This is a genomic window from Propioniciclava coleopterorum (assembly GCF_011393335.1).
Taxonomy (GTDB): domain Bacteria; phylum Actinomycetota; class Actinomycetes; order Propionibacteriales; family Propionibacteriaceae; genus Propioniciclava; species Propioniciclava coleopterorum.
The window spans coordinates 1,614,274-1,641,106 of the sequence record NZ_CP049865.1; the positions used below are offsets into that span (position 1 = coordinate 1,614,274).

General features: G+C 71.5%; 28 protein-coding genes and 1 pseudogene. 15 read left to right on the forward strand and 14 right to left on the reverse strand.

Annotated elements, in window-relative coordinates:
• Positions 1-164: 164 nt before the first annotated feature.
• The 4 genes from G7070_RS07815 to G7070_RS07830 all read left to right on the forward strand — a co-directional run bounded on the left by G7070_RS07815 (position 165) and on the right by G7070_RS07830 (position 3,839).
• Positions 165-461 carry a hypothetical protein gene (locus G7070_RS07815; RefSeq protein WP_166233269.1) on the forward strand — a complete coding sequence of 99 codons (297 nt, stop codon included), beginning with the start codon at positions 165-167 and terminating at the stop codon, positions 459-461.
• 272 nt (positions 462-733) lie between these two features.
• A complete protein-coding gene (locus tag G7070_RS07820) occupies positions 734-1,948 on the forward strand; it encodes an IS110 family RNA-guided transposase (protein ID WP_166233267.1) in 1,215 nt (404 codons plus the stop codon).
• 213 nt (positions 1,949-2,161) lie between these two features.
• Entirely contained in the window at positions 2,162-3,253 is a 1,092-nt protein-coding gene (locus G7070_RS07825; RefSeq protein WP_348981492.1) for a hypothetical protein, read from the forward strand.
• A 181-nt stretch (positions 3,254-3,434) separates the two neighbouring features.
• On the forward strand, positions 3,435-3,839 hold the full coding sequence (locus tag G7070_RS07830; protein ID WP_166233271.1) for a 4'-phosphopantetheinyl transferase family protein: 405 nt from the start codon (positions 3,435-3,437) through the stop codon (positions 3,837-3,839).
• On the opposite strand, the gene G7070_RS07835 is transcribed toward G7070_RS07830, so the two are convergent.
• The gene (locus G7070_RS07835; RefSeq protein WP_166233272.1) at positions 3,823-4,476 is read right to left on the reverse strand and encodes a hypothetical protein; all 654 of its coding nucleotides are present in this window, start codon (positions 4,474-4,476) and stop codon (positions 3,823-3,825) included. The two genes, G7070_RS07830 and G7070_RS07835, sit on opposite strands and share 17 nt — an antisense overlap.
• 48 nt (positions 4,477-4,524) lie before the next feature.
• Positions 4,525-5,484: a HoxN/HupN/NixA family nickel/cobalt transporter gene (locus G7070_RS07840; protein ID WP_166233273.1), complete on the reverse strand. Its 960-nt coding sequence runs from the start codon at positions 5,482-5,484 to the stop codon at positions 4,525-4,527.
• Between the two features lie 149 nt (positions 5,485-5,633).
• On the opposite strand from G7070_RS07840, the gene G7070_RS07845 reads away from it, so the two are divergent.
• The 3 genes from G7070_RS07845 (at position 5,634) to G7070_RS07855 (ending at position 7,515) form a co-directional block, all read left to right on the forward strand.
• A complete protein-coding gene (locus G7070_RS07845; protein ID WP_166233274.1) occupies positions 5,634-6,020 on the forward strand; it encodes a GntR family transcriptional regulator in 387 nt (128 codons plus the stop codon).
• A 65-nt stretch (positions 6,021-6,085) separates the two neighbouring features.
• Positions 6,086-6,874, forward strand: coding sequence for an ABC transporter ATP-binding protein (locus G7070_RS07850; RefSeq protein WP_166233275.1), 789 nt, complete (start codon positions 6,086-6,088; stop codon positions 6,872-6,874).
• Positions 6,871-7,515 carry an ABC-2 transporter permease gene (locus tag G7070_RS07855; protein ID WP_166233276.1) on the forward strand — a complete coding sequence of 215 codons (645 nt, stop codon included), beginning with the start codon at positions 6,871-6,873 and terminating at the stop codon, positions 7,513-7,515. The genes G7070_RS07850 and G7070_RS07855 overlap by 4 nt, the downstream gene beginning before the upstream one ends.
• 16 nt (positions 7,516-7,531) lie before the next feature.
• Here the strand turns inward: G7070_RS07855 and G7070_RS19410 are convergent, their stop codons facing one another.
• A complete protein-coding gene (locus G7070_RS19410; protein ID WP_284690959.1) occupies positions 7,532-7,654 on the reverse strand; it encodes a hypothetical protein in 123 nt (40 codons plus the stop codon).
• Positions 7,655-7,722: 68 nt separating this feature from the next.
• Positions 7,723-8,232: pseudogene (locus G7070_RS19845) on the reverse strand (aspartate/glutamate racemase family protein); the annotation flags it as partial.
• Between the two features lie 99 nt (positions 8,233-8,331).
• Here G7070_RS19845 and G7070_RS07865 point away from each other — a divergent pair.
• The 4 genes from G7070_RS07865 (at position 8,332) to G7070_RS07880 (ending at position 11,419) form a co-directional block, all read left to right on the forward strand.
• Positions 8,332-9,213 carry a LysR family transcriptional regulator gene (locus tag G7070_RS07865; protein ID WP_166233277.1) on the forward strand — a complete coding sequence of 294 codons (882 nt, stop codon included), beginning with the start codon at positions 8,332-8,334 and terminating at the stop codon, positions 9,211-9,213.
• A gap of 192 nt (positions 9,214-9,405) precedes the next feature.
• Positions 9,406-10,614, forward strand: coding sequence for a hypothetical protein (locus tag G7070_RS07870; protein WP_166233278.1), 1,209 nt, complete (start codon positions 9,406-9,408; stop codon positions 10,612-10,614).
• A 25-nt stretch (positions 10,615-10,639) separates the two neighbouring features.
• Entirely contained in the window at positions 10,640-11,071 is a 432-nt protein-coding gene (locus G7070_RS07875; protein WP_166233279.1) for a DUF6325 family protein, read from the forward strand.
• Positions 11,072-11,095: 24 nt separating this feature from the next.
• A complete protein-coding gene (locus G7070_RS07880; protein WP_166233280.1) occupies positions 11,096-11,419 on the forward strand; it encodes an SHOCT domain-containing protein in 324 nt (107 codons plus the stop codon).
• Between the two features lie 17 nt (positions 11,420-11,436).
• Here G7070_RS07880 and G7070_RS07885 read toward each other — a convergent pair whose 3' ends face one another.
• Positions 11,437-11,667, reverse strand: a complete 231-nt coding sequence (locus G7070_RS07885) for a LapA family protein (protein WP_166233281.1) — start codon at positions 11,665-11,667, stop codon at positions 11,437-11,439.
• Between the two features lie 171 nt (positions 11,668-11,838).
• On the opposite strand from G7070_RS07885, the gene G7070_RS07890 reads away from it, so the two are divergent.
• The 3 genes from G7070_RS07890 to G7070_RS07900 are packed head-to-tail and all read left to right on the forward strand — an operon-like array spanning position 11,839 to position 15,697.
• A complete protein-coding gene (locus tag G7070_RS07890) occupies positions 11,839-12,321 on the forward strand; it encodes a DUF1269 domain-containing protein (RefSeq protein ID WP_166233282.1) in 483 nt (160 codons plus the stop codon).
• A 4-nt stretch (positions 12,322-12,325) separates the two neighbouring features.
• Positions 12,326-13,303, forward strand: coding sequence for a glutaminase A (gene glsA / locus G7070_RS07895; RefSeq protein WP_166233283.1), 978 nt, complete (start codon positions 12,326-12,328; stop codon positions 13,301-13,303).
• Positions 13,304-13,315: 12 nt separating this feature from the next.
• A complete protein-coding gene (locus tag G7070_RS07900; RefSeq protein ID WP_166233284.1) occupies positions 13,316-15,697 on the forward strand; it encodes a P-type ATPase actuator domain-containing protein in 2,382 nt (793 codons plus the stop codon).
• Positions 15,698-15,733: 36 nt separating this feature from the next.
• On the opposite strand, the gene G7070_RS07905 is transcribed toward G7070_RS07900, so the two are convergent.
• From G7070_RS07905 to G7070_RS07920, 5 genes are all read right to left on the reverse strand, one after another.
• Positions 15,734-16,474 carry an META domain-containing protein gene (locus tag G7070_RS07905; RefSeq protein ID WP_166233285.1) on the reverse strand — a complete coding sequence of 247 codons (741 nt, stop codon included), beginning with the start codon at positions 16,472-16,474 and terminating at the stop codon, positions 15,734-15,736.
• Between the two features lie 123 nt (positions 16,475-16,597).
• A complete protein-coding gene (locus G7070_RS07910) occupies positions 16,598-17,599 on the reverse strand; it encodes a S1C family serine protease (protein WP_166233286.1) in 1,002 nt (333 codons plus the stop codon).
• Positions 17,600-17,641: 42 nt separating this feature from the next.
• Complete coding sequence (locus G7070_RS07915; protein ID WP_206080020.1) at positions 17,642-19,135, reverse strand: AbgT family transporter; 1,494 nt, start codon at positions 19,133-19,135, stop codon at positions 17,642-17,644.
• Positions 19,048-19,296 carry an AbgT family transporter gene (locus tag G7070_RS19205; RefSeq protein WP_206080021.1) on the reverse strand — a complete coding sequence of 83 codons (249 nt, stop codon included), beginning with the start codon at positions 19,294-19,296 and terminating at the stop codon, positions 19,048-19,050. The genes G7070_RS07915 and G7070_RS19205 overlap by 88 nt, the downstream gene beginning before the upstream one ends.
• A complete protein-coding gene (locus G7070_RS07920) occupies positions 19,293-20,786 on the reverse strand; it encodes a leucyl aminopeptidase family protein (protein ID WP_166233287.1) in 1,494 nt (497 codons plus the stop codon). The genes G7070_RS19205 and G7070_RS07920 overlap by 4 nt, the downstream gene beginning before the upstream one ends.
• Before the next feature lie 132 nt (positions 20,787-20,918).
• Here G7070_RS07920 and G7070_RS07925 point away from each other — a divergent pair, with 132 nt between their 5' ends.
• Entirely contained in the window at positions 20,919-22,481 is a 1,563-nt protein-coding gene (locus G7070_RS07925; RefSeq protein ID WP_206080022.1) for an SLC13 family permease, read from the forward strand.
• Positions 22,482-22,488: 7 nt separating this feature from the next.
• Here G7070_RS07925 and G7070_RS18550 read toward each other — a convergent pair whose 3' ends face one another.
• The 4 genes from G7070_RS18550 to G7070_RS07940 form a co-directional block, all read right to left on the reverse strand.
• Entirely contained in the window at positions 22,489-23,961 is a 1,473-nt protein-coding gene (locus tag G7070_RS18550; RefSeq protein WP_284690966.1) for a helix-turn-helix transcriptional regulator, read from the reverse strand.
• The gene (locus G7070_RS17725; RefSeq protein WP_206080023.1) at positions 23,844-25,193 is read right to left on the reverse strand and encodes a winged helix-turn-helix domain-containing protein; all 1,350 of its coding nucleotides are present in this window, start codon (positions 25,191-25,193) and stop codon (positions 23,844-23,846) included. The genes G7070_RS18550 and G7070_RS17725 overlap by 118 nt, the downstream gene beginning before the upstream one ends.
• Positions 25,194-25,626: 433 nt before the next feature.
• Positions 25,627-26,502 (reverse strand): hypothetical protein, encoded by an 876-nt coding sequence (locus G7070_RS07935; RefSeq protein WP_166233290.1) that lies wholly within the window; start codon positions 26,500-26,502, stop codon positions 25,627-25,629.
• The gene (locus G7070_RS07940) at positions 26,499-26,810 is read right to left on the reverse strand and encodes an ATP-binding protein (protein WP_166233291.1); all 312 of its coding nucleotides are present in this window, start codon (positions 26,808-26,810) and stop codon (positions 26,499-26,501) included. Before G7070_RS07940 ends, G7070_RS07935 begins: the two co-directional genes overlap by 4 nt.
• Between the last annotated feature and the right edge of the window lie 23 nt (positions 26,811-26,833).

Here is a 26,833-nt window from a genome sequence, read left to right on the forward strand (position 1 = left end):
TCCCGATGGGGAGCCCGGCATCCTGATCGAGCAGACGGCGTTCGAGGAACCGGATCGGTGGCTGTGCTTCGGTGAGGGGTTCGATGACGTGCGGCGTATGCGCGAACTGGCCGCTGCCCTGCACGACCTGGCCGCCCGCGCCGAGCGGGGGAGTGGCGGACGGCATGAGCGCCGAGAACGAACCCGCGGCCGACCCGGGCCAGTTCCTGCGCGAGGTCGCCAACGCCGATGAGGGCTGGTCGGAACGCTACGGCGGTCCGGAAGGGATCGCCCGCTGGACCCTGAACCTGCAGGACGCCCTCAAGGAACAGGCCAGCGACCTGGCAGCGGTCCGAACCGCCGCCATCCGGGAGATGCTGACCACCCGCTCCCTGGCCGACATCGCCCAAGCCCTCGGCGTCAGCAAGCAAGCCGTGTCCAAGGCCGCCAACAGCCCCACCTGGACCGACCCCCGTTGGTGACGTGGCTGGCCACTACGAGGCCAGCAACCGAGGCCGACGCCCGTTACCTTTCTGGTGACCCCGTAGGGCGGGGTTACGGTCGCCGGGCCCGGCATGACTTACTGCCCCTGTCTCACGCATGATCCGGGGGGTGTTGTCACCGAACCTGGTGGCGCCAGATGACCGCTGATAGGGACACGGCCTCAACACAGGTCTCTTCGTAACGTGGGTGCCGGCAGCTGACGCATCACCACTCCGACGACCGTCGTTTCGATGGAAGGATGGTGGCCGTCATGCACAACGACCTCGGCTTCGACATCTGGTGCGGGCTCGACGTGGGCAAGCAAGCCCACCATGCCTGCGCCCTCGACGCCGCCGGCAAGAAGGTGTTCGACAAGCCCTTGCCGCAGGACCAGTCCAAGCTCGAAGACTTGTTCACGAGGCTGTCCGAGCACGGTCGGGTGTTGGTGATCGTCGACCAGCCCAACACGATCGGCGCGCTGCCCATCGCCGTCGCCCGGTCGATGGGCATCCAGGTCGCCTACCTGCCAGGCCTCGCGATGCGAAGGGCCGCCGATCTCTATCCGGGCAACGCGAAGACCGACGCGCGCGACGCGTTCGTCATCGCCGACGCCGCTCGAACGATGCCGCACACCCTTCGCCGGGTCGACCTGGGCGAAGAGACCTTGGCGGAGTTGAAGGTTCTGGTCGGGTTCGATGAGGACCTGGCTGCGGAAGCGACTCGGTTGTCGAACCGGATCCGGGGACTGCTCACGCAGATCCATCCCGCGCTGGAACGCGTTGTCGGACCCCGATTGGCCACCAGGCAAGGCCTCGCTGTGATCGAGCAGCTCGGCGGACCCCAAGGCATGACCGCAGCATCGAAGTCCAAGCTGCTGCGGGTCATCACCAAAGCCAACCCGCGTCACGCCCAGAACTTCGCCGACGCCATCACCCAGACCCTGTCCGAGCAGACCGTTGTTGTTGCCGGGACTGCCGCGGCCGAACAGGTTCTGCCGAAGCTCGCCGCTTCCCTGCCCCAGACGTGGGACCAGCGCTCCGAGTTGGCTGCGCAGGTCGAGAAGGTCGTTGATGCTCACCCTCTTGCCGAGGTCCTGACCTCGATGCCAGGCGTCGGGGTCAGGACCGCAGCACGGATCCTGCTCGACGTTGGCGACGCCTCCTTGTTCCCGACCGCCGGACACCTGGCCGCCTACGCCGGCCTCGCACCCGTCACGCACCGCTCCGGAACCAGCATCCGGGGCGAGTTCCCAGCCAGATCGGGAAACAAGCACCTCAAACGGGCCCTGTTCCTGTCATCGTTCGCCGCGCTCAGATCCGATCCCGTCAGCAGGGCCTACTACGACCGGAAACGAGCCCAAGGCAAGAAACACAACGCCGCACTCATCTGCCTCTCCCGGCGCCGAGTCGATGTCCTGTTCGCCATGCTCAGAAACCGCGAGCCCTACCGGGCCCCCAACCCGACGCCACAACCCCTCGCAGCTTGACGAGAAACATAGGGACACCCCCCGGCACCGAGCCTCCCGCCGGACATCCCCGCCCGGGGCGGCACCCTCGCGCACGCGTGCGCCGCCGAGCCGTCGCCCCCGCCCCCACCCCGCGCCACCCGCATCCGGGTCGCCGGGCTCGATCTGGCACGCGCGCTGGCGGTGCTGGGCATGATGACGGTGCATCTGACGCCCCTCGTATCGGACGACGGGATGCGCCCCCTGGCGTGGATCGTCGCCTCGGGGAACTCGGCGGCGCTGTTCGCCGTCCTGGCCGGTGTCGGGGTGGGCCTGACCACCGGACGCAACCACCCCCCGAGCGGGCGGGCCTGGACCGGCGCGGCCCTCAACCTCGTGGTGCGGACCCTGTTCATCGGGACGCTCGGGTTGTTGCTGGGGTTGCTCGTGGATGCGGACCAGGCCAGCATCATCCTGCCCACCTATGCGGTGCTGTTCGTCATGCTCGTCCCGATCCTGCGGGCGAGCGCACGGTTCGACCTGGTCCTGGGTCTGCTGGCCGCCGTCGGTGCGCCGCTGGTCAGCCACGTCATCCGGCGAACCTGGGAGCTGCCAGGTTCCGCGGCGCTGGCGTCGAACCCGAACCTCACCCTGGTGGATCTCGCCGCGGACCCCGCCGGGAGCCTGGTCACCGTGATGCTCACCGGCACCTTCCCGGCGTTGACCTGGTTCGCGTACGCCTGCGTCGGGCTGGGGATCGGCCGCACCGCCATCGGACGCCGCCACGTCGCCGCCTCGCTCCTCGCGTTGGGGGCGGCCCTCGCCGCGTTCGCCTCCCTGGCGGGCTGGCTGCTTCTCGACGTGGTCGGTGGTCGCACGCAACTCGCCGCCGTGGCGTCGCGGAGCATGTCCCTGGAGGCCTACACCGACATCCTGGTGTGGGGGGCGGGCGGCACCTTGCCGACGACGACCCGGTGGTGGAATGCGGTCCTGGCGCCCCACACCGGCACCCCGCTCGATCTGCTGTTCACCCTGGGCATCGCCTGCGGCGTGCTTGGCGCCTGCCTCATCGTCGGGCGCGTGGTCGCCCGTCCGCTGCGCCCGCTCACCACCCTCGGGTCGATGCCGCTGAGCGCGTACGTGGGGCACCTCCTCATGCTGCAGGTTCCGGTCCTGGCCGACGCCTCCTGGCTGTCGCTGCTGGTGCAGTTCGCGATCCTGCTGGTGGCGGCGGGGTTGTGGCGGCTGTGGTTCTCCAGGGGGCCGCTGGAGATGGTCCTGGGGGTCTTCACCTCGACGGTCAAGCGCTGGCTGCCGTCCGAACCACCCGCTCCGGCGCGCGGGTGAGGGCGCCGCGCTGCGACGTCTGGCTGGTGCGCGGCTCCCTGCGGGGGCGTCGCCTCCTGGACGTCGTCCTGGCCCCCTCGGTCGTCGCTCCCGGCTGGGAGCTGAGGCGCCGGTGCGGGGTCTGCGGGGGACCGATCACGGCAGGCCCGTGCTGCCGTGGCCGGGGGCGCCCTCGGTCTCCTTGTCGTACACGGACGGCTGGGGGGCGGTCGCGCTGGCAGGCGGCCCCGTCGGCGTCGACGTCGAACGCCGGTTCGGGCGGTCCGGACTGGAGGCCCTGGCCGAGTGGGTCTGGACTCCTGCGGAGCGCGTCCGGGCACGGGGGGTGCCCGACTGGTCGGGACGGCTCTACCGCGATTGGACGCGCAAGGAGGCCGTGCTCAAGGCGCACGGGGTCGGACTGAGCGTCCCCATGTCGACGTTCGAGGGTGGTCGTCGCCTCGTCCGGGTCCCCGGGTTCCGGCCCCTGGCGGTGTTCGGGCTGGGCCGGTGGTCGCCGCCGGGGGTGGTGGCCGCCGTCGCGGTCGCGCCCGGGGTCGAGGTGAGGGTGCGGGTCGTGTCGGGCCCGGTCACACCTCGTCGATGACGAGGGATCCCTGGTAGCTGTCGATCAGGTGGCCGCCTGCAGGCTGGCGGGCGAGCCAGTAGGTGGGCCGGTTCTTCGCGTGGAGCCGCACAGGACGCCCCTGGGCGGACATCTGCACGATGGCCCGGTAGCTGAACCGGACGGTGATCTCCTCGGTCGTGGCGTCGTAGTCGACGGCCCCGCGTTCGATGGCCTGGGTCCGCAGCATCGTGTCCCGGCCCGGTTTGGTGACCTGGGCGCGGGGGCTCCAGCCGCTGAACTGCAGCACGTTGAGGTTGCCTCGAGCTGTCGAGTCGCCCTGGACGACGAGGGCTGCTTGCTCCGTCAAGTACGGCTTCGCGGTCTCGCTGAGGTCATCGAGCACCGTTCGGGCGAGCTGGTCGGCGGTCGGCGGGTTCGCCGGATCCATCAGGTCTTCCTGGAACTGGTGGGTGAGGGCGAAGTCGACGGCGAACCGCCAGGCCGCGGCCGCCTCGTCGGCGCCGACGGCTTCCACGACGGCCGCCGAGTAGCTGGGGTCGCGTACCCAGCGGACAGGCGTGACCGCATCCGGGTCGTAGACGGTGGCGCAGCCGGTCAGGGTGAGGGCGAGGAGCGCGGCGAGCAGCAGGCTGCCGAGCAGGCGAAGGCGTGGCATCGGGGTTTCCTTCAGGGCGGGGGTGTGCCGAGCAGGGCAGTCCTCACTCTATCGCTTGAGGGGAGGGTGGGGCCCGGTGCACCGGGCGAGGTAGCGGAGCCAGCCCAGCCACAGGGCGCCGAGCGCGGCCAGGGCGGCGAGACCCCACCCGAACCAGGTGGTGTCGAACTCGGGCACGGCGATGCCGGACCAGGCGCCGACCAGCCCGGTGAGCGTCGCGCCGGCCACGAGCACGGCCGAGGTGATGGAGACGATCAGCAGCGCGATGTTGAGCCGTCGCCGGGCCGAGGTCTCGGCCGCGGTGTAGACCCGCAGCATGACGTGAGCGTTGATCGAGTCGCCGAGGGTCATCGCCGCGGCGAACGCGAGCGGCAGGCACAGCAGGGCGACCGGGGGGACCCCGGCGAGCGACGCCGACGCGGTGAGCATGAGCAGGGAGATCGTGGACGCCGTGTCGAAACCGAGCCCGAACAGCAGTCCGAACGCGTACACGTGCCCCGCGTGGCGCACCCGCGACAGCGGCGTCATGAGCAGGCGGCCCCACCAGCCGGTCGGGGCCAGCGCGTGGGTGTGCCCCACCGCGTCCGCACCGCGCACGGCCGCCACCAGCAGCGGGGTGTTGGCGGCGGCGACGGCGAGCAGGTAGGCCGCGGAGACTCCCGCACCGATGCTGCCCAGGACGGTCGCGAGCTGGGTGTCCGGGTCGATCGCCTCCCTCACCCAGGCGGCGCCGAGCACCACGGCGACGCCGGCGGCCAGCACCACCGTCGAGTGGCCCAGGGAGAACGCCAGCCCGACCCCAGCCGGATTGCGCTGCTCGCCGAGCAGCTTGCGCGTGGAACCGTCGATCATCGCCAGGTGGTCGGCGTCCAGGGCGTGGAGCAGCCCCCGGCTGTAGGCGAACGCGATCATCGCCAGTCCGGCGGTGCCCAGGAGGTGGCCGCCGAGGAACAGTGCCAGCGCAGCCACGTGCAGGGCGGCCACGGCGGCGATGTTCCAGCGGACCACCCGGCGGAGCGCGGGGGTTGCGGGCCTGGCGGGGTGGTCATGGCGGCACCCTAGCCGTGGCGGGGTTGCGAGCGAGCGGGGGCGTCGCGGAGCGTACCTGGCTCAGTGAACGCGTTGACCCAACTGTATATATGCAATATATTCAGTACGTGCACATCGTCTTGTCCGCCACATCGGGAACCCCGATGTACGAGCAGATCAAGGACCAGGTCCGCAGCGCCGTCTACGGCGGCGCCCTGGCCCCCGGTCAGCCGCTCCCCTCCCAACGCGAACTCGCCCGCGACCTGCAGGTGAGCCTGATCACCGTCACCCGCGCCTACAACGACCTGGTGGCCGAAGGGATCATCGGCGCGCGCCAGGGCCGCGGCACCGTGGTGCTCGACGTCGACCCGCACCGGGTCCGCGCTCACCTCGACGACCGCATCGACCAGGCCCTGCGCGCGGCCATCATCGCCGCCCGGCTGGGGGGCCGCCCGATCGACGATCTGACTCAACGACTGTCCCGCCTCTGGGACGAGGAGCAACCACACCCATGACCACGCCCGTCGCCGCGCAGTTGCGCGGCCTTGTCAAAGACCGAGGTCGCTTCCGGCTCGGCCCCGTGGATCTCACGCTGCCCTACGGCTACGTCACGGCGCTGCTCGGGGCCAACGGCTCCGGCAAGACCACGTTGATCAAGATCCTGCTGGGCCTCATCGCGCCCGCCGGCGGAGGCGTCACGATCCTCGGGGCCGATCCGCGCACCCTGCCCGCAGGCGTCCGCGCCGTGCTGGACACCTCCTACTTCGTGCCCGACTGGCGGGTCGGGGAGGCCCTGCGCGCGCTGCGCCCCACCGCGGACGCCTGGGACGACGCGCTGGTGCGCCAGCTCGTGGAGCGCTTCGACCTGCCCCGGGAGGGCCGGATCAAGGAGCTTTCGCGCGGCGAGGCGAGCAAGCTCAAGCTCACGGTCGCGCTGGCCGCCCGTCCTCAGTTGCTGATCCTCGACGAGCCGACCAGCGGGCTCGACCCGCTGGCCCGCGAGCAGGTGCTCCAGGTCATCCGCGAGTTCATGGTGGACCCCACGCACTCGGTGCTGTTCTCCACCCACATCCCCTCCGACATGCCGGGGCTGGCGGACCAGGTCGTGGCCCTGCGGCAAGGGCAGGTCGTGCTCGACCGGCCGATGGATCAGCTCACCGACGACTTCTTCGCGGTAAGAGGCGTGCGCGAGGAGCTGGATCACCTGCCCGACGTCCTGATCGGCGTGCGCCGCACGGCCACCAACTTCACCGCCATCGTGGCGGCGGACCAGACGGCAGGCCTCCCGCCGAGCGTGCTCGTCGAAGCGGCCGACGTCGACGACGTCGCGAAAGCCCTCGCGGTCCCCGTGGAAGGAATCGACCTGTGAACACCCTTGGCTTCATGGCGCTGGACGTCCGCTCGGTGCGTCCCTACACCCTCCCCTTGATCGGGGCGGCCGTGCTCGGCGTGGCCGTCGGGCAACTGGGCAGCACCGGCTACCCCACCGCCACGCTGTCGATCGCCGCGGTCATCGTCACGATGCTGGTCAGCTCGTATCTGTTCTCTTTGGACGAGCGCTCCGGGCTCGACACGCTCTACGGGCTCGCCCGCCTCACGCGGGCCCAGGTGGTGGTCGGTCGCTACGCGACGCTCCTGACGGCGGCGCTGGTGAGCACGTTGCTCGGCGTCCTGGCCTACCCGCTGGCCGCGTGGCGCGCGGGGGTCGACGCCTGGGCGGGCCTGCCCGAGGCCGCTCTCGGGGTCTGGTGCGGCGTCGGATGGATGATCGCCGTCCAGGCGCCGGTGTGCTTCCGAAGCGGCTACACCAAGGCGCGCTTCATCCTGCTGGTGCTCGCCTTGGCCATGTTCTGCGTCGTCATGGGCGGCGCCTCGATCCTGCAGTTCTCGGTCGCCACGCAGTCCGGTCTGCCGGGCTGGGGACTCCCGGCGCTGGTGCTCACCACCGCGGCCGCGCTGGTCGGCTCGGGTGCGCTGTCGATCCGCTGGTACCGGCGCCGCGACCTGTGAGGTGGCGCGGCGCCTGTCAGGCGCTGACGGGCTCCAGGCAGACCTCCGCGGCCGCCAGGGCGTGCGTGGCCATGGAGTCCAGGACGGGCAACGGCGAGTCGGCCGGGGAGATGAGGAGTTCGATCTCCGTGCAGGCCAAGGCGACGGCTTGGCCCCCCGGGCGGCCAGCTTCTGGATCTCGGCGACGAACATCGCGCGGCTGGCGTCGGTGACGACACCCTGGGTGAGCTCGTCGAAGATGATCGCGTCGAGCGCGTCGTGCCGTTCCGGGTCCGGGGTGAGGGCCGTGATGCCGAACCCGGCCAGCCGGTCGGCGTAGAAGCTCTCGCCCATCACCCACTTGGTGCCCAGCACGGCGAGCCGGTCGTAGCCGTTGCGCCGCGCGGCCGCGCCGACGGCGTCGGCGATGTGCAGCAGCGGGACGTCCAGTGCGGCCGTCACGGCCGGAGCGACCTTGTGCATCAGGTTGGTGCCGATCAGCACGGTGTCGGCCCCCGCGTCCTGCAGCCGCCGTCCGGACGCCGCCAGCATGGCCCCCGCAGCCTCCCAGTCCTCGGCGAGCTGGCAGGCGCGCACGGCGTCGAAGTCGAGCGAGTCGATCAGGATGCGGGCGCTGTGGTGGCCGCCCAGCACCTCCTGAACCCGGGCGTTGATGATCCGGTAGTAGTTGATCGTCGAGTACCAGCTCATTCCGCCGATGATGCCGATGGTCTGCATGGCGTTCTCTCCTCTGCGTCGCTCGGGAACGATCCTGGTCGCGCTCCTCAGATGCCGGAAGGCCGAGAAACTCACCCGGGCATAAGCGACACTTATGGCATGGACGCACGTCGGCTGCTGCTGTTCCGGGTGATCGCCCGGGCAGGCTCGTTCTCCGCGGGAGCGCGGGAACTCGGCTGGACCCAGCCCGCGGTGAGCCAGCACATGTCCCGGCTCGAACGCGAGATCGGCACCCCGGTGTTCCGCCGCACCACCCAGGGCGTCACGCTCACCGACGCCGGTCAGACGCTGCTGAGGCGGGCCGACGAGGTGGCGGCCCTCCTGACCGCAGCCGAGTCGGAGATGGTCGACTTCCCCCTCGCCGGCGCAGGCCGGGTCCGGCTGGTCGCGTTCCCGTCCGCGCTGGCCACGCTGGTGCCGCGCGCGCTCGCCGCGCTGGAGCGCAGCCACCCGGGCGTCGCGGTCGAACTCAGCGAGGCGGAGCCTCCCGAGGCGATCGAGGCGCTGCGTGCCGGTACCGCGGACCTGGCGCTCACGTTCCGCTACGAGCACGAGGACGCCGCGCCCGGGCTGGTCGGAGTCCCGCTCGCGGTCGAGGCCGTCCGGCTCGTGATGCCCGCCCGCGGCGACGGCGCGGCGCCGGGAGCCGTCCACGACCTGCGGGATCTGCGGGAGGCCGTGTGGGCGGCGGGCTGCCCCCGCTGCCGCGCCCACCTGCTGCGGATCTGCGCGTCCGCCGGGTTCACCCCGCGCATCCACCACACCACCGACGACTACGTCGTCGTCCAAGCCCTCGTCGCTCAGGGGCTGGCCGTTGCGGCCCTGCCCGCCTCCTCTCTGGACGCCCACGCGCACCCCGGCGTCACGGCCGTGGACGTTCCCGGGCTGGGGGCGCGCACCATCGAGGCGGTCGCGCTTCCGGGCGTCGCCCGGGTCCCTTCCTGCGCGGCCCTGCTGGCGGCGCTGTCGGCCGTGGCCTGAGGCGTGCCGCGGGCGCTCGCCCGGGCGGTGGACGCGGGTGCCGGGGGCGCTGACCCGAACGGTGGCCGCGCGTGCCCGACGGCTCCGTGGCGCCCCGTCCGTCAGGCCACCCCCTGTGGGTGATGCCGCGGCACCGGGGTTGCTTCGACAATGCAGCGTGATGTCCGGCAACCTTCAGGAAGGGACCCCTCGGTGAACGCCGTCCTCGCCTTCTCCATCGTCATGGCGGTATGGACCGTCAGTGACTTCATCGCCAAGAAGACCAAGTCGCTGCTGTCCTCGCTGTTCGTGGCCTCGATCATCTTCCTGATCGGCTTCCTCAGCGGGATCTTCCCCGAGGACCTGCTGGCCAGTTCCTCGCTGCTCGGCCTCGGCGGCACCATCGTCGGTTTCATCATCGTGCACCTGGGCACCCTCATCAGCATCGACGACTTCAAGCGCCAATGGAAGACCCTGGTCGTGGGCATCATGACCGTCGTCGGCATCGGCGTCCTGTTGTGGATCGCGGGCTTCATCTTCGGCGGCGGTCCGCGCGTGGGCGCCTACGAGGGCGTCGTGCAGGCGATGGACTACGTGGTCGCCGGGATCGGCGCGATCAGCGGCGGCACCATCTCGGTGCTCATCATCCAGGAGGCCGCGCTCGGCGTCGGGCTCACCAGCGTCGCGATCTTCCCCGTCCTCATCGCCGCCCTGCAGGGCATCATCGGCTTCCCGCTCACGTCCCTGATCCTCCGGCAGGAGGCGGCGCGGCTCAAGGACGAGTACCGGGCCGGCAACCTGGCGCCGGTCGTCGTCGAGGAGACCGACACCCCGCAGAACACGGGCAAGCTCCCCGCCTGGCTGTCCACCACTCCCGGCACCCTGCTCGTCGTGGGCGTCGTGGTGCTGCTCTCGACGCTGATCAACGACCTCACCGGCGGCATCCTGAACACTTTCGTGGTGGCGCTCGTGTTCGGCATCGCGCTGCGGGCCTCGGGCATCTTCAAGCCCGGCATCCTCAACGGCACCGACGCCTACGGCCTCATGATGCTGTCGATCATGATCCTGGTCTTCGGCCCGCTCGCGACGGTCGAACCCGCCGACGTGGCCGCCCTGGCGTTCCCGCTGCTCATCGCCTTCGTGTTCGGCATCGGCGGCATCGCACTGTTCGCCGGTGTCACCGGCAAGCTGCTCGGCTACAGCGTGCCCATGTCGATCGCCATCGGCCTCACGTCGCTGTACGGCTTCCCCGGCACCATGATCCTGTCCCAGGAGGCCGCCCGCGGGGCCGGGGAGACCCCCGAGGAGGTCGCCGCGATCGAGGGATCCATCCTGCCGAAGATGATCGTCGCCGGGTTCTCGACCGTGACCATCACCTCCGTCATCGTCACCGGCCTGATCGCCGGACGCATCGGCGCCTGACCCCTCCCGCGAAAGGACACCTCCCATGACCCTGGCACCTGTCGAGTACGCCGTGATCGAGTTCGGCGACAGCACCGTGACCGGCGACCTCGTGCCCGCCCTCACCGAGCTCGTCGAGACCGGGCTCGTCCACGTCATCGACCTGGTCTTCCTGAGCAAGGACGCGGACGGCACCGTCACCGTCCTCGAACTCGACGACCTGCCCGAGGGGACGGCCGCGGCCTTCGCCGGGCTGGAACACGACATCGACGATCTGGTCAACGAGACCGACCTGCAGGTCGAGGCCGAACTTCTCTCCCCGGGAACCTCGGCGGTGGTGATCGTGTGGGAGAACCTGTGGGCGCAGCGGTTCAGCGACGCCGTGCTCGCCTCAGGCGGCGTCCTGCTGGACTCGCAGAAGGTTCCCCAGGACGTCGCCGCCGCAGCCCTGGCCGCGCACCTCGCCTCGCTCGACTGATCGCCATCACCTAAGGAGACGCCCATGTTCCGTCCACGACGCCGCGGCCCCGGACTCATCGGGACCGCCGCTCGCACCGCCGTCATCGCGGGCACGGCCACTCGCGTGTCCGGCAACGTCGCCGCCAAGCAGCAGGCCCAGGCGCAGCAGGCGGCCCTCGCCGACCAGGCGCGGGTCCAGCAGGCGGCCGCAGCTCAGGTGGCGGCGGCTCAGCCAGCCGCGCCCGTCCCCGCGCCGCAGGGCGGGGACACGCTCGGCGACCTGGAGCGACTTGCGGCCCTGCACCAGCAAGGCGCCCTCACCGACGGCGAATTCGCCGCAGCCAAAGCGCGCCTGCTGGGGTTGTAAGCCTGGCCGCGGCCGGGCTAGCTGCGGCGTCCGCGCAGCAGCATCCCGGCCGCCAGCCCCGCCACGAACACCACCGTGAGGGTGATCCACAGCGGCGAGGCCACCTGGAACACCAGGAGGTTCACCTGGGCGCTCTCCCGGTTCTGCAGGATGAAGGCGATGGCCAGCGCCGCGATGATCACCCCGAGCCACGCCCGCGGGTTCTTCGCCAGCTCACGCCAGCGGCTGCCGCCCGTCGCCTCCGTCATGCCCGTTCTCCTTCGTGTCGTCGCTCCCGAGCCTCGGCGAGCACGGCCATGGTGCCCATCGGGGATCCCCTGCGGGATCACCCGGTGTGGGTGATGTTTGCCCTCACCGCCCCGGGCACCATGGCGCGTGTGCTCCGCGGCGTGCGCCCGCGGCCGACAGAGAGGCAACACATGTCCGAGCTCATCATCATCGGCTACGACGACCACGAGGTGGCCGCTCAGGCTCACGACCGCGTCCTGAAGCTGCAGCGCGACCACATCGTGAACCTCGCCGGGCTGGCGGTCGTCCGCGTCGACGCTGACGGCAAGCAGCACGTCGACACCCCGGCCAAGAGCATCGTCGGGGCCTCCGCGGCGTCCGGTGCGCTGTGGGGCATGATCTTCGGGCTGTTGTTCCTCGTTCCCGGTGTCGGCCTCCTCGTCGGCGGCCTGTGGGGCGCGCTGATGGGACGCCTGGGCAAGTCGGGCATCAACGCCAGCTTCCGTGAGCGCGTCGACGGGCTGCTGGAGCCGGGCAAGGCCGCCGTGGTCGTGCTCGCCACCAAGCTCACCGAGGACAAGTTCGCGGCGGGGATGGCCGAGTTCGGCGGCACCGTCCTGCAGACCTCCCTGTCGGACGAGGACGAGAAGGCCCTCGCCGAGGAACTCGCCTGACCCCATGACCTCTCACGGCTTCGTCTCCACCGGCAGCCTTCCGGCCTCCGCCGACGTGGCGGCCGCCGTGCAGGAGGTCCACGCGCGCTACCGGGACACCGCGGACGGCCTGCCGTCGGCGGTGTACCCGGCGCTGGCGCGCGCCAACCCGAACCACTACGGCGTATGCCTGGTCGACGTCTACGGCCGCAGCCACAGCGCCGGTGACGTGGACACTCCGTTCACCATCATGAGCGTCGCCAAGCCGTTCGTGTTCGCCCTGGCCTGCCGCGCCTGGGGCCCGGACGCCGTCCGTGACCGCATCGGCGTGGATGCCACCGGGCTGCCGTTCAACTCGCTCACCGCCGTCGAGGCGAGCCCGGACGGCCGCACCAACCCCATGGTCAACTCCGGTGCCATCGCCACGACGGCCCTGGTGCCCGGCGCGACCGCCGAGGAACGCTGGGAGGCGCTGCGGGACGGGCTGTCCGCCTTCGCCGGACGCCCCCTCGCCCTGGACGCCGAGGTCTACGCCTCCGCGTCGGCCACCAACGACCGCAACCGATCCCTCGCCTGGCTGCTGAACGCGCGCGGCCGCATCGAGGGCGACCCGGACGTGGCGCTCGACCTCTACACGCGGCAGAGCTCCCTGTCCGTGACGGCTCGCGATCTTGCCGTCATGGGCGCGACGCTCGCCGACGGCGGGGTGAACCCGGTCACCGGCGAGCGGGTCATGCCCGCAGAGTTGTGCCACCACGTCCTCGCCGTCATGGTCATCGCGGGGCTGTATGAGACCTCCGGCGACTGGCTCTACCGCGTGGGGCTGCCCGCCAAGAGCGGCATCGGCGGGGGCATCGTGACCGTCTCGCCCGGCAAGGGCGGGCTGGGCACGTACTCGCCGCCGCTGGACGCGGCGGGCAACAGCGTTCGCGGGCAGTTGGCGGCGCGCCACCTGTCGACGGGCCTGGGCCTCGACCTCCTGGCGTCCGCGCCGGCCACGTAGAACGGGAACGGGATGGCCGAGGCGTCCGCCGGCCTGACCGAGGCCGAGGCCCGCGTGCGGCTGGCGGCAGGTCAGGACAACACCACCAACGTGAAGCCGCGGCGCACCCTCCACCAGGCGCGCCGCGAGAGCGTCTTCACCGTGTTCAACCTGAACATGGTCGGGCTGGTCGTCATCCAGATGCTGCTGTCGGAGTGGATCGGCGCCGGCGTCACCGTGCTCATGTTCGGGGTCTCCCTGGCACTGCGGACCCTCCAGGAGTCGCTGGCCGACAAGCGCATCGACGCGGTGAGGGATGCCGCCCGGGTCCGCGCGACGGTGATCCGCGACGGCCGGCAGCGCCCGATCAGCAGCGACGACGTCGTCCCGGGTGACCTGCTCGTGGTGACCGCCGGGGACCAGTTCCAGGTGGACGGCGTCGTGACCGGCACGGGCGTCATGATCGTGGACAGCTCACCGATCACCGGTCGGCGAGGCTGGACCCGCGTCACCGCCGGGGACGAGGTGCTCGCCGGGAGCATCTGCCTGTCGGGTCGGGGCCGCTACGTGGCCACCCGCGTCGGCGACGAACGCCTCATCCACGCGCGGCTGGCGCTGCGCAGCGAGGCCGCGTCCCGGCCCACCCCGTTGGAACGCGTCGTGGCGAAGATCCTCACGGCGTTGCTGGTCGTCGTGGTGGTCTACGCCGGCATCCTGCTGGCCAAGTACTTCAAGCTGGACGTGGGGGAGCCGGGCGACGCGTTCATCGACGCCGCGCCGGTGATCTTCTCCCTCATTCCTACCGGCCTGTACCTGATGATCATCGTCGCCTACGCCACCGGCACCGCCGACCTGGCACGGCTCGGAGCGATCGTCCAAAGCGCCCGCTCGGTCGAACTGCTCGCCGAGTCGACGGTGCTCTGCGTCACCGACGTGGGGCTGTTGTCGGGGACGTCCATGCGGGTGACGCCGCTGCTGGCGCCGCCGGGGGAGCAGGACTGGCCCGATCCGTCGGATCTGCATCGCACCCTGGGCGACGTCGCGCGCAGCACCTCCCATCCCGGGCCGGTGTCGGAGGTCATCGCCGGCTCCTTCGACGGGGAGGCCGTCGCCGTCGCGGTGGAGCAGCCGCACCTGGCGACGCTGGGCTGGTCCGCGCTCGCGTTCGACGACCCCGACGACGCCTACGTCTATGTGCTCGGCGAGCCGCGCCTGTTCGACATCACGCCCGGCAGCGAGGACTCGCTCGTCTTGGCGCGCGGGCCCCAGGACGCGTCCTTCCGGGACGCCGACGGACGCCCGCAGCTCCCCGCGGGGCTGGTGCCGCTGGGCCTGCTGGAGCGCAGCCCCGTCCTGCACCCCGAAGCGCTGTCGGTGGTGCGCGGGTTCGTCGAGTCCGGCGTCCGGATCAAGGTGTTCGCCCCCGACGAACCCGGCGACGTCTTGGCGGCGTTGCGCCAGGCCGGGCTGTCGGAGGCCGACGAGCGCCACCTGCTTCCTGAGGGCGGGCTCTCCCGCGCCCAACTCGAAGCGCTGCCCCGGGACCAATGGGCCCAGGCCGCCCGGGATCACCGGCTCTTCGGCGGGCTCACCCCCGATCAGGTCGGCGACCTGGTGAGCGAACTGCGCGTCGGCGGCGCTCAGGTGACGGTCGTCGGCGACAGCCTCAGCGACCTGCCCGCCATGCAGGCCGCGCACCTGTCCGTGGCCCAGCGGGCGAGCTCCCAGGCGGCCCTCGGGCTGGCCGACATCGTCTTGCTGAACGACACCACGGATGTGCTGCTGTCGGTGCTGCGGCGCGGCCAGGCCATCGTGCGGGGGCTGCTCGATGTGATCAAGCTCAACCTGTCCATCGTCGTGTGCTCGGCGCTCCTGATCGGCTTCGTCCGGCTGTTCGGGGTCGGGTTCCCGTACGTGTCCGGCCAGGGGTCGATCATCTCGATCCTGGCCGTCACCGTGCCCTCCGTGCTGCTGCCGCTGTGGGCTCGGCCCGCACCGGTCTCCAGCGGGCGCTACCTGCCGTTGCTGGCCCGTTTCGTGCTGCCTTCCGGTGTCCTGCTGAGCCTGGCCACGTTCGGCGTCTACCTGACCTTCATGGCCCGCACCGGGGATGTCCGGCTGGCCCAGTTCGCCGTCACCTACACGCTGCTGTACGCCGGGCTGGCGCTGTCGGTGCTGATCCAGCCGCCGCTGCCCGGTCCAGGAAACGCGCACACCTGGCGCACGGCGGCCCTGGCGGCGGGACTGGCGTTGGTGGGCACGCTCGTGCCGCTCGTGCCCCTGGGGCGTCGTCAGTTCCGGATCGAGTTCCTGCCGCACCTGAGCGACTATCTCGTCGTCGGGGCGGCGGTCGCGTGCTGGGCGTTGCTCCTGCACCTGGTCTGGCGGGCGATCCCGCGCGCCGACCTCGCCTAGGCCGGGCACCCGCTGCGGGCACCCGGCCACCGAAGCTCAGCCTCGCGAGGCCGTGACGGCGAGCGCGCCGTCGGCGCGGCGCAGCGTGAGGACGTCACCTTCGACGACGAACGTGGTCGCCGACTCCAGGGCGGCCGTGAACGCGACCTCCTGCTCCAGGACGCCGGGCATGGTGCAAGCCATCTGGGTGGTCGCGACGGGACCGACGTCGATGCCGGCGCCGTCGACGCTGTAGCTGCCGAGGATGCGGTTGCAGCCAGCCTTGCCACCCAGCGTGCCGTCGGTGAACGTCACGGTCGGGGACCACCCGACGACGGGGCTGACGATCGCGGAGGCGCCATTGTGATAGCCGGTGACCTCCCAGGAACCGGCCAGCGACTGTGATTGCGCCGCGAACGTGATCACGGCCGTGCCCGCCTCGTTGGTCAACGTGAGCCGGTCGCCGGTCACCGAGAAGCTGCGGGCGGCGGCCAGGGATGCCAGGAACGTCGACTCCTGGGCCATGACGTCGCTGGCGCAGGCCATCATCGTCGACCCGATGGCCTCGTCGACGCGGATCTCGGTGCCGGTGACGGTGTAGCGGGTCGTGAAACGGTTGCACCCGCCCGACCCGGTGAGCGTGCCGTCCGCGCCGAACGCGGCCGTGGGCACGGCGGCGGCCAGGGCGGCCGTCCCGGCGATCTCCTCGGCGGTCCAGCGGGTGTCCGCCAGCCCGGCGGTGGCACCGGGTGCCGCGGGGAGGGGCTCCCGGGGGTGGCGGCCGTCCCGGAGGCGCACCCCGCCGTCGCCAGGGTCAGCAGGAGCATCAGCGCGCCTGTGCGTCGGTGTCGTGCGGTCATGGCTGTGCCTCTCCGTGGTCGGTGCCCTGCCGGGCGCTTCTACGATGCCCGATCGGGCGCGTCACGGTGCCTCACGAAGCACGACGGTGACGCTGGAACGCTCCCCGTCACGCAGCAGGTCGACGGCGACGTCGTCGCCCACCGATGCCGTCGCCAGTAGCCGACCCAGGGTGAAGGCGTCGGCCTGCTGCCCGTTGAGGCCCACGATCAGGTCGCCGCCGCGGATGCCCGCCGTGGCGGCGGGGCCGCCCGCGGCGACCGCCTGCACGAACAGCGCGGAGGGGACGCCGACGCTCTGGGCAGCGCTGGTCGGGAGGACGGCGTGCGAGAAGCCGAACCACGGGTGGGTGGCCCGGCCGTCCGCGACGAGCTGGTCGGTGATCCGCTGCACGGTCGCTGCCGGCACGGCGAACCCGAGCCCGACGCTGCCGCCGCCTGCGACGCCCGAGGCGTCCGGCACGGTGGAGATCACGGTGTTGATGCCCACGATCCGGCCCGAGCAGTCCACCAGGGGGCCACCGGAGTTGCCGGGGTTGATGGAGGCGTCAGTCTGGATGGTGTCGACCAGCACCGTCGTGCCGCCGTCGGCCACGGGGGCGACCACGTCACGCTGCAGGGCGCTCACGACGCCGGACGTCACCGTTCCCGACAGCCCCAGAGGGGCACCCACGGCGATCACCTGCTCGCCGACGCGGGGCACTTCGCCGAGGGCGAGCGTGGGCAGGCCGGAGGCCTCGATCTGCAGGACCGCCAGGTCGGTCTTCGGGTCGGTGCCCACCAGCGTGGCGGGCTGCTGCTCGCCGGTGGCCAGCAGGACGCTCAGCCGGGACGCCCCGGCGATGACGTGATCGTTGGTGACGATGCGTCCCCCCGGGGTGAGGATGGCGCCGCTGCCCGAGCCGCCACCGCCGGTGGCGTTCTCGGCGAACACGGTCACCACCGCTGGGAGCGCACCGTTGGCGACCGCGACGGTGGTGCAGGCGCCGCTCACCGGGGTGGTGCGGGCCACCAGGAAACCGGCCGTGCCGCCGGCCAGCAAGCCGGCGGCGAGTCCGATCGCCACCAGGCCCGCCACCGGATGCCGAGGTTGCCGCTGCGCCACGGGTCAGCCCACGACCGGGAGGTACCCGGGCCCGAGGGGGATCCCCAGCAGGAACCACACGAGGAAGACGACCGTGCCGGCCACGAAGATCGCCAGCGAGTAGGGCAGCATGAGCGCCACCACCGTGCCGATGCCGGCCTTCTTCTGGTAGCGGGCCGCGATCGACGCGATGAACGGCAGGTACACCATGAGCGGCGTCAACGCGTTGACCGGCGAATCGGCGACCCGGTAGGCCGCCAGCAAGGTCTGCGGGGCGACGCCCAGCCGCATGAACAACGGCACGAAGATGGGGGCGAAGATCGCCCACTTCGGCAGAGCCCCCGGCATGATGAAGTCGAGCAGCACGATCACGACGATGAATCCCAGGAGCAGCGGCACCGCCCCGATGTTGGCCTGTTCCAGCAACTCCGCCAGGGAGCCTGCCAGGACGCGCGGCAGGTTCGTCCAGTTGAAGAAGGCGATGAACTGGCTGATCATCAGCAGCATCAACACCATGCCGCCCAGACCGGAGAAGGTCTTGGTGATGGCCTTGATGACGTCGCCACTGCCCTTCATGGTGCCCGCGCCCACCCCGTAGCAGACGCCCGAGATGAGGAAGAGCAGCATGATGATGAACAGCAGGCTGTCCATGAACGGTGTGTTGCCGATGATGTTGCCCGTCTCCGGGTCGCGCAACGGGGCGCCAGGCGGGAAGGTCGCCAGGGCGACCACGGCCACCATGATGCCGAACCCGATCAGCGCGAAGCGGGAGCCGCGACGGTCCGCCTCGGGCGAGATCTCCGCGGCATCGACGTGCCCCGCGCTGCCCTCGGACGGATCCCAGGTCCCCAGCCGTGGCTCGACGATCTTCTCGGTGACGAGGGCGGCCACGAGCGCCAGGATCAGCGACATGGCGACCATGAAGTAGTAGTTCGCCACGATGGTGATCGGCTGCCCGCCCGCCAGCGAGATCGCCTCGTTGGCGATCTCGGTGATCATCGCGTCGGTCGGGGTGAGCGAGACGTTCACCATGAAGATGGCGGCCACACCGGCGAACCCGGACGCCAGCCCGGCCAGCGGATGCCGGCCGACGCTGGCGAACGCCGCCGCCGCCAGCGGGATGAGGATGAGGTACCCGGCGTCGGAGGCGACCGACGACAGCACGCCGACGAGGATCAGGATGAAGCTCAGCGCCCACCGCGGTGCGGCGCCGACGAGCTTGCGGATCAGGGAGCCCAGCAGGCCGGACTCCTCGGCGACCCCGGCCCCCATCATGGCGATGAAGGTGACTGCGACCACGCCGAACCCGGCGAAGTTGTTGACGAACGAGGAGAAGATGAACCGGATGCCGTCGGTCGACAGGAGGCTCTTGATGGCCACCGTCTCCTCGACGATCGTCCAGTCGTCGGGGTAGGCGCCCTCGGGGGCGGTCACCCCCGGCTGGGTGGTGTCCTCGTAGTAGTCGATCTGCGGGGCACCCTGCTCCACCGGAACGGCGACGCTCTCGGTGATGGACACCCCGCCAGGTTCAGACCCCAGGACAGCACGATCACGAGCAGGATCAGGTAGGCGAACATCAGTGCCGGCGGCGGCACCTTGTTCCCGATCCGCTCGATGGCCGCGAGCATCCCCTTCTCCGACGGCCCGGAGGCCTCCGTGTCCGGCGTGGCGGCGGTCATGACGCTGCGGGGACGCGGAAGTGGAGCGCCAGGTCGATGAGCAGCCGGGTGCCGAACCCGGTGGTGCCCTTGTTGCGCCACTTCGTCGCCGCGTTGGCCTGCGCGGTTCCCGCGATGTCGATGTGCGCCCACGGCACCTCACCGACGAACTCGTTGAGGAACAGGGCGGCCGTGATGGTGCCCGCGTTCGGCCCGCCGAGGTTGCGCAGATCAGCGATCTCGGAGTCCAGCTCGCCGCGGTAGCGGTGCGCCAGCGGGAGCTCCCACACCGGCTCGTCGACCCGTTCCGCGGACTCCTTCACCTGGTCCAGCAGAGGGCCGTCGTTGCCGAGGACGCCGGCGATGTCGGTGCCGAACGTGCGCAGGCAGGCGCCCGTCAGGGTGGCGATGTCCACGATCGCGTCGACGGGCTCCTCGGTGGCCAGCACCAGGGCGTCCGCCATGACGAGGCGTCCCTCGGCGTCGGTGTTGATGACCTCCACCGTGGTGCCGTCGCGCATCGAGATGATGTCGCCCAGCCGCAACGCCGATCCGCTCGGCATGTTGTCGGTGCACATCAGGAAGCCGGTGACCTGGCTGGTGCAGCCCAGCTCGCCCAGGGCGGTCATGGCACCGAAGATCGCGGCCGCGCCGGTCATGTCGTTCTTCATGGTGGCGTGCACCTCGTCGCCGGGCTTGAGCGCCAGACCGCCGGCGTCGTACATGATGCCCTTGCCGACCAGCGACAGGCGGCCGGTGGCCTCGCCGGCGGGACGGTAGACCAGCTTGATCATCACGGGCGGCTCGACGCTGCCGAGGTTGACGCCCAGCAAGCCGCCGCAGCCCAGTTCGACGAGGGCCTGCTCGTCGAAGACCTCGACCTCCAGCCCGGCGGCGGTCCCGATCTCGGTGGCTACCTCGCCGAACTTGGTGGCGGTCAGCATGCCGCCGGGGAGGCCGCACAGATCGCGGGTGAGCTTGGTGGCGCCCACGAGCACCTCACCGCGCTGCAGTCCCGCCGACAAGGCGGTCGCGCGCTCCGCGTCGGCCACGAGGGTGAGCGAGGTGAGGATCGCGTCGGGGCGTTCGGCGCCGATCCGGTGGACGTAGCGCGCCAGCGCGGTCCCTTCCAGGACGGCGGAGGCCAGGTCCTCGTCGGAGAGGGAGGTCTGCGGCAGCACCAACGCGATTTCGTTGTGACCGGGCACGGCGCGGGCCACCAGGGAGGCCGCGTCACGCAGGGAGGCAGCGTCGGCGTCGGCACGCTTCCCAGCGCCCACCAGAGCCACGACGGGGCCCTGGGCGCCGGGCAGGACGAGGGAATCGCCCGGCTTGCCGGAGAACCCGAGGGCGGCGGCCCGCGCGGCGTCGATGCCGGTGGCGGCGGGCGGCTCCTCCCCGGAGAACACGAGGTACCCGACCGCCCCGGAGGCGGGGACGGTCTGGCTGACGGCCAGCGTCAGCTGGCGCTGCGGAAGGCTGAACGGCGGGTACGGCGCAGGATGAGTCATGCTTCGGATGCTAGGAAGTGGAAGCGGGGGTGGGCATCACCCGTGCCGGGTGATGCCCACAGACTCCGGGATCGGCATGCTCGGTCTGGGTCCGCAGACACCCTGCGGCGTCGGATGTGCGAAAGGTTCACCGTGAGCGCTGCCCTGATCACGCTGATCGTGTTGGGCGTGACGGTCGCCTTGTTCGTGTGGGATCGGCTTCCCGTCATGGTGGTGGCGTTGTGCGTCCCGGTCGCGTTGTGGGCGACGGGCGTGCTGGACCTGGGCGAGGCGTTCGGTGGTTTCGGGGATCCGACGATCATCTTCATCGCCTCCTTGTTCGTGGTCAGCGAGGCGCTGGACGCCGCAGGCGTCACCACGTGGGTGGGGGGCGTCGCGTTGCGGCTGGCGGGGGAGAGCCGGGTGCGGCTCGTGGTCGTGATCCTCGTGCTGGTCGCCCTCGTGACCGCCGTCATCACCCCCAACGGCTCGGTGGCCGCGCTCACCCCCGTCGTGGTGGTGCTCGCGATCCGGGCGAAGCGTTCCCCCTCCGAACTCCTCCTGCCGCTGGCCTTCGGCGCGCACGCCGGCTCGCTGCTGATGCTCACCGGCTCACCGGTGAACCTGGTGATCGCCGACTATGCCGAGGCCGCCGGGGTGGGCCCCTTCGGGCTGTTCGCGTTCGCGATCGCCGGGGTGCCGCTGGTCCTGATCACGATGATCATCGTGGTGCTGCTCGGCCCGCGCCTGATCCCGCATCGGTCTCCGGGACGCTCGCTGCGTGACCTCGGCGCCCAGGCGGCGCTGCTCACCGAGCACTACGCCCTCGGCGAGGACGACGCGCTGCGGTTGAGCCGCGGCGTGGGCGTCATCGAGGCCGTCATCCCGCCCCGCTCCGCGTTCGTCGGCGACCGGGTCCATCCCGGCATGCCGACCGAGAGCGGACGCATCGTGATCCGCGCCGTCCAGCACAAGGGCGAGGACGTCCAGTCCGGGCACGCGCTGCATGCGGGCGACACCCTGCTGCTGCAAGGTGCGTGGGAGGACCTGGCCGAGGCGGCGCAGGACCCGGACATCCTGGTCGTCGACGACCCCGAGCAGATCCGTCGGCAGACCGTCCCGCTGGGAGTGGGCGCCCGCCGCACGCTGGTGATCCTCGGCGTCATGATCCTGCTGCTGGCCACGAACCTGGTGCCTGCCGCCATCGCCGGGCTCCTGGCCGCGATGGCGGTCATCGTGACGCGCGTGCTGAGCGTCCGCCAGGTGTATGCGGGGATCGGCTGGACGACGGTCATCCTCGTCGGCGGGCTGATGTCGCTGTCGACGGCGATGGTCAAGAGCGGGGCGGCCGAGCAGTTGGCCGACGCACTCGTGCGGGTGGTCGGCAACGCCGGGCCGTATGCCCTCTTGGCGGTGCTGTTCGTCGTCACCGCGGCGCTCGGGCAGCTCATCAGCAACATGGCGACGGCCTTCATCGTCGTCCCGGTCGGGTTGGCCGCGGCCGCGGAGATGGGCGTCTCGCCCGCCCCCGTGCTGATGGCGATCGCCGTGTTCGCGGCGGCCGCCCTCCTCACCCCCGTCGCGACACCGGCCAACCTGGTCGTCATGGAGGCTGCCGGATACCGGTTCGGCGACTACTGGAAGCTCGGCGCGGTGCTGATCGTCGCGTACGGGCTCGTCGGGATCTTCCTGGTGCCCCTGATCTGGACGTTCTGAGGTCGGTTCAGGGCAGCAGATCGAGGTCCCGTGCGACGCGCACGACCTCGCGGCGGGAGCTGACTCCGAGCTTGCGATGCACCGATTTGAGGTGCTGCTTCACCGTGTTGACTGAGATTTGCAGCGCCTCCGCGATCTCGGCGTTGGAGCGCATGGTGGGCAGGTAGCCGACGACGACCCGTTCGCGGTCGGTGAGCGGCTCGGCTGCCCGGGGTTTCTCGCGGGTCGCGGTGGGTGCCCGGTCCACCACCGACAGCACCTCCTCGACGAACGCCGCATGCGTGCCGACGAGTTCCAGGTGACGGCGCAGGATCTCCACGACGCGTCCGGAGCGGGACACGAGGAAGGGGGCACTGATGCGTCCGGGGGCGGCCCGCTCGAGCGCGATCCCCATCGCCTCCAAGGCGAGCGAGTCGTGGCGCATCTGATCCTCCGCCTGGGCGATCGCAACCCAGGCCAGGACGCCGACCATGCCGGGCAGCGCGCTGGCCGGCGCCACGACGTCGCGCACCTGCTGGGGGTCGCTGGCAAGCAGCAGCCGCCCCCGCATGATGGTGAGCGCGTCCGCCTCCGTGGTGGCTGCGGGCAACCGGGCATCCCCGCTGGCCTCGGCCTCAGCCCAGGCCTGACGCCAGGCGTGTTCGCGGTCGTCGTGCTCGGCGAGCAGCCGCTGCGCGGAATCGAGGGGGTCACCGCCCTCGGCCGCCATCCGCACCTCCAAGGCCGTGCACAGCCGACTGGCGTAGACCAGCCCCGGGTGCTCCGTCAGCAGGGCTCGGGCCCGGGCGAGTTCCCGCACCGCGGCGGGGCGCTCGCCGCGGAACAGCGCGCTGACGAACCGGAGCAGGTGCAGGCAGACCCGGGTGAAGGGGTCGGTCGCCTCCGCGACGGCCCGCTCCGCTGAGGGCAGGATGCTCTCCAGCTCGTCGGGGGTGTGACGCAACTGGGCGACGACGGCGAGCGCGATCCAGGCTTGCGCGGTGTGCGCGGTGACCGGTCGTCCCATCTCCTGCGCCACCGTGACGATCCGCCGGGCCAGAGCCAGGCCTTCGTCCTGGCTGCCCTGGATCACCAGGGCGAGCGCCGTGTGGGAGCCGTGGGACAGTTGCGCGTAGTCGGTGAAGGGGCTGGCCGGGTCGATGTCCCGGCTCTCCTGCAGGGAGGTCACCGCCGCCGTCGGGTGACCCGACCACAGGTGTCCGATGCCGACCAGGGTGTGCGGCAGCCCCCGGTAGGCGCACCAGCCGGGCGCATCGTCGGGCTCAAGGCCGGCCAGCAGGTGGGTGGCGAGCAGGCCCGAGCGGGTCACCTGCAAGGCATCTCCCTGGAGGCGGGCGATCATGGCCCGCACCACATGGATGTTCACCAGCGCGATGGAGCGCCGCGGCTCCGGGAGTGCGTCGATGAGGGGTTCGGCACGGGCGGCCAGTTCGCTCGCCGCCGCGTGATGGCCGCGACACTGGGCCTCGACGGCCCGCAGTGCCAGCATCTCCGCTCGCAGCGACGGCCCGTCGGGGGGATCCGCGCGATGGACCGGCACAGCGGTGTCTTGTCCCCGACGACGAACTCGACGGTCGCCGATCGGAGTGCCACCTGGACGGCCAGGGCGGCGTCCCCGCTGTCAATGGCGTGGTCCAGTGCGGTCATCGCGTCGCCTTGGCGTTCGAACCAGGCGGCGGCCCGGGAGTGCAGGTCGGCCAGCAGGGCGGGGTCGTCGCGTTCCAGCCGCGAACGCAGCATCTGCTGCAGCAACGGGTGGTACCGGAACCAGCCGGAGTCGGTGAGCTGGGCGACCAGGGGGGCCTCCCCGAGCCGCGTCCACAGTTGCGCGGAGAGCCCGGCGTCCCCGGTGAGCGCGATGGCGAGCGGCGCGTTGATCCGGTCGGTGACGCAGGTGCGGATGAGGACGTCGAACAGGTCGCTTCCCAGGCTGCGTTCGAGTTCCTCGGTGAGGTAGCCCTCAACCAGCGGCTGGGCACCGTTGAAGGAACCCAGCACCCCCCGCGGATCGTCGGTGCCCTCCATCGCCAGCAGCGCCAGCCGCAGACCGGCCGCCCAGCCGCCCGTCACCCGCTGCAGGTCGTCGAGGAGGGCGTCGTCCGCCACGGTGCCGAGCTTCGCCGCGAGCGGGCGGACCTCCTCGTGGGTGAACGCCAACTCGTCGAAGCGCACTTCGCTGAGGCGGCCGGCGAGCCGGTGCCGGTTCAGCGACAGGGCGGGCGGATGCCGGGACACCAGGACGGTGTGCAGGCCCTCGGGCGGCGCGTGAAGCAGTTGGTCGAGTCCGGTCAAGACGTCGGGAACCGCCTCGTGCACGTCGTCGATCACGAGGACGACATCGTGGCCGTCGAGCCGGTCGCGCAGCGTCGCGATGAAGTACTCGTCCACGGCGGGCGGGGGGTGCAGCCCGCCGAGGGTCTCCTCGCCGAGGGCGTCGTTGAGGGACGCGATGATCGCTGCCCAGGCGCGCGGCGCGGTCCGCACCGCGCGGTCGATGCCCACCCAGGCGACCGGGCCGGGACCGCGGTTCTGACGCGCCCAGTCGGCGACGGCGTCGGTCTTCCCCGTTCCCGGGCCGCCGGTGATGAGGGTCAGCGGTCGCGCGACGGCGGCGTCCAAGAGCGCGGTGACGCGGGGACGGGGCACGAAGTCGGCGGATGCTTCGGGGGGCGCGAGCCGGGCGCTGCCCAAGCGCGTCACTTTGTTCAGCATGACTGTGGTCCTCCCCCCCCCTGGAACGCGAACGGACGTCGATGGTTCTTGCTGGGAGGGCGATCGTGAGTCTAATCGCACGGGGGCGTCCCGTCGGACTTCGGTCAGGAGGCGACGTGCCCGGTTGCACGGGATGCCGGAGGGTGCGCCGCAGCGCTCGGGGCAGTGATCCGGGGCGCGCGAGCGTCACCGCTTCCCGCGGTGGCTTGCTGCGGGCCCCGACCACTCTCAGTGAACCAGGGGCGGGAGGAACCGGCGGAATCGGCCCCGGAGATTCCCCACATGTGGGGACAGCGGGCGGGACCGGTGGTCTCACGGATCGGTCACCGCCGCTCACGCGGGGGCGCCCCCAGGGAGAACCGGTGCGATTCCTCGCCGGAACTCACCACGACGGAGACGGCGGTGCTCCGCCCCGGGGGATGCTCACGCACCGTCACGGTGCCGTGCTCGACGCGTCCCAGGATGTCGGCGACGTCGAGGGCGAGGACATCGCCCAGGGGCGAGGTGGTCGACTCGGTGCCCAGCAAGGTGACGTTGACCCCCGCAGCCGAGCCTCCCGGACGGCCGCGTCGAGGCTCGGGTGCCGGAGCCCAGGGGAGCGGATCCGATCGCGGATGCCCTCTTCGGTGGCGGCGATGAGGCGTGCCTCCGGCTCGCCGATAGAAACGCCGCGCCGGAGTTCCTCCAGCACGGGGGCGGCCTCCGCCCGGACATCGTCGATCAGGGTCTGGTCGCGTGCGGTGGCGGCTTCGGCCGCCTGGGTGGCCAGCGCCGCGGCCGACGCGACGGCCAGGTCGCGTCGTTCGTGCTCCAGCGCGGACGCGATCGCGACCCGCCACACGATGCCGACGATGAAGGCGACGATCGGCAACGCCACGAAGGCGGCGATGGCCGCGGCATCCGCCCCGATGGACGCCCCGAACACGATTCCGGACACGATCAGGAGGCCGCCGCCGCCGACGCCGAGGCGGACGTTGCCACGGGTGGTCAGCAACCCCAGCAGGTAGGTGGGGAAGTTGAACGACCACGAGTCGGCGGGAGGACTGGCGGTCGGCACTGCCAGCAGGGCCGCGGCGACCGCGGCGGCCGCGCAGAACGCGGCCCGCGGCACCGACAGCCGGCCTTGTCCCGGCGTGGTGAGGACCAGCAGGCACCAGGCCTGCAGCGCGGTCGCCACCGCGATCGCCACTGCCTCCCCGGGGAGGGTGTCCACCAGCGTCGACCACAATCCCAGCGTCCACACCACCAGCAGCGTGTACCGCGCGCCCCGCGTCCCCAGCCCCGCCGCCTGCGTCCCGGTGTCGCTCATGCGCGCCAGTTCAGCGTCACGACGGTGGGTCCGCCGGGCTGCGAGGCGACCGTCGCGGCGCCGCCGGGAAGGCCGCGCATGCGTCCGACGATGCTGTGACTGATGCCGAACGATCCCGGCGGGACCAACTCCGGGACGAACCCGCGTCCGTCGTCGCGGATCTCCGCGGTCAGTGTCGTGGGCGCAGCATGGACGACGAACGAGCGCCGGGCGTCGGAACCCGCGTGCCGGACGCTGTTGCGCAGCGCCTCCCGCGCCGCGCCCAGGACGCCGTCGGCCACCCCAGCCGGGATCATGCCGTCGGTCACGGTGGCCTCCACCCGGCAGGACG

Excerpts from the sequence above, each read along its gene's own strand:
- G7070_RS07815 (WP_166233269.1), top strand. The coding sequence starts at position 165 with ATGAGCGCCGAGAACGAACCCGCGGCCGACCCGGGCCAGTTCCTGCGC.
- G7070_RS07820 (WP_166233267.1), top strand. The coding sequence starts at position 734 with ATGCACAACGACCTCGGCTTCGACATCTGGTGCGGGCTCGACGTGGGC.
- G7070_RS07825 (WP_348981492.1), top strand. The coding sequence starts at position 2,162 with ATGCGCCCCCTGGCGTGGATCGTCGCCTCGGGGAACTCGGCGGCGCTG.
- G7070_RS07835 (WP_166233272.1), bottom strand. The coding sequence starts at position 4,476 with ATGCCACGCCTTCGCCTGCTCGGCAGCCTGCTGCTCGCCGCGCTCCTC.
- G7070_RS07865 (WP_166233277.1), top strand. The coding sequence starts at position 8,332 with ATGGACGCACGTCGGCTGCTGCTGTTCCGGGTGATCGCCCGGGCAGGC.
- G7070_RS07875 (WP_166233279.1), top strand. The coding sequence starts at position 10,640 with ATGACCCTGGCACCTGTCGAGTACGCCGTGATCGAGTTCGGCGACAGC.
- G7070_RS07880 (WP_166233280.1), top strand. The coding sequence starts at position 11,096 with ATGTTCCGTCCACGACGCCGCGGCCCCGGACTCATCGGGACCGCCGCT.
- G7070_RS07885 (WP_166233281.1), bottom strand. The coding sequence starts at position 11,667 with ATGACGGAGGCGACGGGCGGCAGCCGCTGGCGTGAGCTGGCGAAGAAC.
- G7070_RS07890 (WP_166233282.1), top strand. The coding sequence starts at position 11,839 with ATGTCCGAGCTCATCATCATCGGCTACGACGACCACGAGGTGGCCGCT.
- glsA (WP_166233283.1), top strand. The coding sequence starts at position 12,326 with ATGACCTCTCACGGCTTCGTCTCCACCGGCAGCCTTCCGGCCTCCGCC.
- G7070_RS07900 (WP_166233284.1), top strand. The coding sequence starts at position 13,316 with ATGGCCGAGGCGTCCGCCGGCCTGACCGAGGCCGAGGCCCGCGTGCGG.
- G7070_RS19205 (WP_206080021.1), bottom strand. The coding sequence starts at position 19,296 with ATGACCGCCGCCACGCCGGACACGGAGGCCTCCGGGCCGTCGGAGAAG.
- G7070_RS07920 (WP_166233287.1), bottom strand. The coding sequence starts at position 20,786 with ATGACTCATCCTGCGCCGTACCCGCCGTTCAGCCTTCCGCAGCGCCAG.
- G7070_RS17725 (WP_206080023.1), bottom strand. The coding sequence starts at position 25,193 with ATGCTGAACAAAGTGACGCGCTTGGGCAGCGCCCGGCTCGCGCCCCCC.
- G7070_RS07935 (WP_166233290.1), bottom strand. The coding sequence starts at position 26,502 with ATGAGCGACACCGGGACGCAGGCGGCGGGGCTGGGGACGCGGGGCGCG.